At 46.0% G+C, this 4,396-nt stretch carries 7 protein-coding genes; 4 read left to right on the top strand and 3 right to left on the bottom strand.

What is annotated here, in order from left to right; translation table 11 throughout:
- Positions 1-687 (top strand): FAD-dependent oxidoreductase (locus HKN88_00120; GenBank protein NNC96454.1); only part of this gene is annotated, 687 nt, incomplete at its 5' end.
- Positions 638-1,462 (top strand): M48 family metallopeptidase, encoded by an 825-nt coding sequence (locus tag HKN88_00115; GenBank protein ID NNC96453.1) that lies wholly within the window; start codon positions 638-640, stop codon positions 1,460-1,462. The genes HKN88_00120 and HKN88_00115, both read left to right, overlap by 50 nt.
- Before the next feature lie 6 nt (positions 1,463-1,468).
- Here the strand turns inward: HKN88_00115 and HKN88_00110 are convergent, their stop codons facing one another.
- Positions 1,469-2,206, bottom strand: a complete 738-nt coding sequence (locus HKN88_00110) for an NAD-dependent deacylase (protein ID NNC96452.1) — start codon at positions 2,204-2,206, stop codon at positions 1,469-1,471.
- Positions 2,203-2,610, bottom strand: coding sequence for a DUF1330 domain-containing protein (locus HKN88_00105; GenBank protein NNC96451.1), 408 nt, complete (start codon positions 2,608-2,610; stop codon positions 2,203-2,205). Before HKN88_00105 ends, HKN88_00110 begins: the two co-directional genes overlap by 4 nt.
- 57 nt (positions 2,611-2,667) lie before the next feature.
- Here HKN88_00105 and HKN88_00100 point away from each other — a divergent pair, with 57 nt between their 5' ends.
- Together HKN88_00100 and HKN88_00095 are read left to right on the top strand one after the other, a co-directional pair.
- Positions 2,668-3,486 carry an alpha/beta hydrolase gene (locus tag HKN88_00100; GenBank protein ID NNC96450.1) on the top strand — a complete coding sequence of 273 codons (819 nt, stop codon included), beginning with the start codon at positions 2,668-2,670 and terminating at the stop codon, positions 3,484-3,486.
- Positions 3,487-3,562: 76 nt separating this feature from the next.
- Positions 3,563-3,931 carry a DUF3224 domain-containing protein gene (locus HKN88_00095; protein NNC96449.1) on the top strand — a complete coding sequence of 123 codons (369 nt, stop codon included), beginning with the start codon at positions 3,563-3,565 and terminating at the stop codon, positions 3,929-3,931.
- Positions 3,932-3,965: 34 nt separating this feature from the next.
- Here the strand turns inward: HKN88_00095 and HKN88_00090 are convergent.
- The coding region (locus tag HKN88_00090) for a DUF1949 domain-containing protein (protein ID NNC96448.1) at positions 3,966-4,396 on the bottom strand (431 nt) is incomplete at its 5' end.

The following is a 4,396-nucleotide window of genomic DNA, read 5'->3' as shown; positions in this document are numbered from 1 at the left end:
TCAACCAAAGTGTCACGTTCCGACCTGATCGACCAAGGCTATGACGAAGTGCTTCTGGCAACCGGAGTGTTACCGCGTGAATTGAATTTGAATGGTATTGATCACGAAAAAGTTTTGACTTACATCGATGTTTTAAAACATAAAAAAGACGTGGGCCAAAAAGTTGCTTTGATCGGTGCCGGAGGCATCGGATTTGATGTGGCTGAATATCTCAGTCACCTTGGTAAGTCACCGGCCACCGATGTGGAATTATTCATGGATGAATGGGGTGTGGACATGAGCCTCACGAACCGCGGCGGATTGAAAAAACATCAGCATATTCCCGAAAGCCCGCGTGAAATATATCTGTTGCAACGTAAAACCAGTAAACCGGGCAAAGGACTGGGCAAAACCACCGGCTGGATCCATCGCTTGTCGCTGACTAACCGTAAAGTGAATATGATCCCTGGTGTGCAGTACGAAAAAATTGATGATCAGGGACTGCATATTTCCATTAGTGGTGAACCTCAACTGCTGGATGTGGACAATGTTGTGATCTGTGCCGGTCAGGTGCCATTGCGTGAATTGCAAGAGCCGCTTGAGGAGGCCGGAATCAAAGTGCATTTGATCGGTGGGGCCGACGTTGCCGCAGAACTGGATGCCAAACGCGCGATCGATCAAGCCACGCGTTTGGCCGTCACGCTTTAAGTTAATGCAAGCGCAACTCGCACTGGATTTTCCTGTCACATGCGAGAATAGCTACACCATCCGTATCAGCAAGCGCGCCAAGCGACTGTCAATCTATTTGCATAATTCCGGCAAGGTGGAAGTTGTGGCGCCACAGCGTGCTTCAAATAAACGCATTCAGGCATTTATTCACGATCACCGGGACTGGATTGAAAAACACAAAAGCAAACTTGATCTGGCAACCCAACAGCGAGATCACAGCACTCGACCAGATAGTATCAAACTTGAATTCCTCAAACGTTCCTGGCGAATTGTGTACAAACCCGGCGCGAAGGAGATAGCCGTTCATCAAGACTGGATTGAATTACCAGCTCTGAATAAAGACACAGAAAATGTGAATTTACTTGCCGCCTGGCTTAAGCAACAGGCCGAGTGTCATATCACGCCACTAATGCAGTCGCTCAGCGAACAAACCGGCCATGTGTATCGTCGACTAACCTTTCGCGGACAAAAAACCCGTTGGGGAAGTTGCTCGCCCAAGGGCAACATCAATTTGAATTATTGTTTGCTTTTTTTGCCTGAGAATTATGTACGTTACGTGTTGCTGCATGAGCTTTGTCATTTGCAAGAACTCAATCATTCGCCAGCATTCTGGAATCTGGTTAAATCTTTTGAATCGAACTACAAACGTCTGGATAAAAAACTCAACGATTATTGGGTGAACTTGCCACACTGGCTGGACCTGCGTTTCGAGAAGTTAACCGACGAGCAGGAAATTGTAGTAATGCATGTCTAACCCTGGCTAAAAGATATGTTGTGCCAGAAATTTCAAAGTTTTGCTCGCAGATTCCTGGAAAACAAAATCAGCAGAACTGCTTAGCGGGGTAGCATTGGGGTTTATTTCAACGATTGTGGCATTGTTTTGCCGTGCCAGGTCAGCCAAGCCAGCTGCCGGGTGAACTTGTGACGACGTTCCAATGGAAAAAAACAGATCGCAATTTTTAACCGCCATGATCGATAATTTAGACGCACGCGGCGGGATCGATTCACCAAACCAGACCACACCCGGTCGCAACATAATATTGCATGCCGGACAATGTGGAATTGCATCCGATGAGTTATCGGAATTAACCTCGACATGCTGACAGACATTGCATTTATTGGTTGTGATATTGCCGTGAAATTCGATCACGTCGAGTGAGCCTGCGGCCTGGTGCAAACCATCTACGTTTTGAGTGATCAAGCGTGTAAAAGGATAGGATTTTTGTAATTGCGCTATTAAATTATGGGCATCATTGGGTTGTGATTCAGCAACTAATTGCCGCCGCCACTGATACCAGTCCCAGACGATCTTGGGGTTTTGGCTAAAGGCCTGCTGGGTGGCCAACTCTTCGGGCTTGTATTGTTCCCATAAACCAATTTGTGCGTCACGGAAGGTAGGTATTCCCGATTCTGCCGAGACTCCAGAGCCAGTTAGGATTGCAATACCCTTACTGGCTTTGATTAAACTGGCAACATCGGCATACATGGTTTTGTTCAATGTTTATTTTCCAACATGATCAAGCGTGAATCATCCAGTGCGGCGCTGCGATGGAAAGTTATTTTTTGATATTCAGGATCCATAACGGTATTCAGAAATACGTCAAAACTTGGCCACTCAACCACAAATACCCTGTCCCAGGTTTCATCTTGTGGCCCGATCATGGTTGCCAGGGCATTGCTGTATAAACGCATAGAAGCGTTAACCGACTTGAGTATCGGGAACGCGAGGTCAGAATAACGCTGATAGGCCTCAATCCCGGAGCACGCAGTGGCTTGATCTTCCTTGGAGTATTTTGCCGACACCCTGAAGCGCAGCATATTCAACATCAGAATCGGGGTATCCAGTGCAACCCTGTCTTTGGCGGCCTTGAATTGTCCAGAGGTAGGGTCAATGTGATGCATGGTGTTTTTCATCCTGTGCTACTATCATTTCACAAACATCATACTATTAAATTACCCATGCATTTCAAGAACTCCGCCGATCAAAAGATCTTTTACCAATCCTGGCTTGTGAATCAAGCTCGAGCAGTCATTGTTATCGCACATGGTCTGGGCGAACATTCCGGCCGTTATCAACATATTGCCGAGGCCTTGAATGCCGAAAATTACTCGGTCTATGCGCTTGACCATCAGGGGCACGGTCAATCTGAGGGTAAGCAAGGCCATGTGCATGCCTTTAGCGATTATCACACCGATTTGCAGCAGTTAGTCGCAATGACGAAAAATGAAAACCCGAATATTCCCTGTCATTTATTGGGTCACAGTATGGGGGGATTGATCGCCACAGGCTATGCCTTAAGACATTCCGATGTCGACAGCTTGATCGTATCGGCGCCGGCTTTTGGTGTGCCTGGTAAAGCGGCTAATATGCAGCTTAAGATCGGGGCTTTTTTAGGACGATTTTTATCTGACACGGCTTTATCAAATAAAATTGATCCAGCGTATGTGTGCAGTACCCAAACGGTGGTTGATGCTTATGTCAATGACCCGCTGGTACATGATCAGATCACCTTGGGCTGGGGACGTGCCTTAGTGGCTGAACAAAAATATATTCATGAACATTTGCATGAATTGCACATACCTTTTTTATTATTAGTACCTCAGTGTGACAAACTTACCGACCATACGGTTACAGAAAACTGGTTCACACTTGTACCTGATGGCAACAAGGAAATGGAAATTTATCCGGACTCGTATCACGAGGTCTTGAATGAGGCCAAAGAGGGTCCAGAGGCAGTACAAAAAATTATCCACTGGCTAAATGAACTTCAAACCTGAATTTTATTGTGGTTTATTATTGTGTACATTGTTCGCATGTCAGAATTCGGCAATCAATACTTTGGAGAGTAAATTAGTGAATACAGTAAAAGGGGAATTCACAGTGAAAATGACCCCACTTGAGGGCAGTCATATACTAAAACTGGAAAAGCAGTATCATGGGCCGCTGCAAGCAAGTGGCTTCGGTGAAATGCTGGCAACGCGAAGCAAAGTAGAAGGATCGGCAGCGTATGTGGCCATTGAAACCGTGTCCGGTACGCTTGAAGGAAAGGCGGGCGCGTTTACCTTGGTGCATCGTGGTGTTATGCAAGGTGAAGATCGCGAACTGCTGGTGACGATTGCGCCAGACAGCGGCACAGATGTACTTCAAGGTATCAGTGGTTCACTCGACATCAGTATAGAAAACGGCAAGCATTATTATATTTTGACTTACGAGCTGCCTTGAAATAAGTTAATTGAGGGCGTATTCGTTTTGTGGCTTATTCCTTGACGCTTATTTTGCCATTACCAATTTCGTTAAATTTTAATAACAGCGCTTCATGCAAAGAGTTGGGAACACTTATTTCCAGGCGCACCTGTTCGGTAAATTCCTTGCTATTCACAACTATTTCGGTTTGCTCAAACCAATGCTCTATGCTGGCTAATAAATTGTAGGGAGTTTCGATTTGGAGACTCATACGCGGTATAAACTCTACGCTCTCCAGTTGTAAAAGCGCTTCGCTGGCACATTTGGTATAGGCGCGCACCAGACCGCCTGCGCCCAATTTGATGCCACCAAAATAACGTGTAACCACTATTACGCATTGTCCAATTCCCGAATGTTGTAATACATTCAATATGGGCTTACCTGCGGTACCTCTGGGTTCGCCATCATCGGACTGATCCATGCCGGTATGATCTTGCGGTTCAC

This window comes from Gammaproteobacteria bacterium (assembly GCA_013001575.1).
Lineage (GTDB): Bacteria > Pseudomonadota > Gammaproteobacteria > Steroidobacterales > JABDMI01 > JABDMI01.
This window is presented reverse-complemented; position numbering and strand designations above follow the sequence as displayed.

Excerpts from the sequence above, each read along its gene's own strand:
- HKN88_00115 (NNC96453.1), top strand. The coding sequence starts at position 638 with ATGCCAAACGCGCGATCGATCAAGCCACGCGTTTGGCCGTCACGCTTT.
- HKN88_00105 (NNC96451.1), bottom strand. The coding sequence starts at position 2,610 with ATGCATCACATTGACCCTACCTCTGGACAATTCAAGGCCGCCAAAGAC.
- HKN88_00100 (NNC96450.1), top strand. The coding sequence starts at position 2,668 with ATGCATTTCAAGAACTCCGCCGATCAAAAGATCTTTTACCAATCCTGG.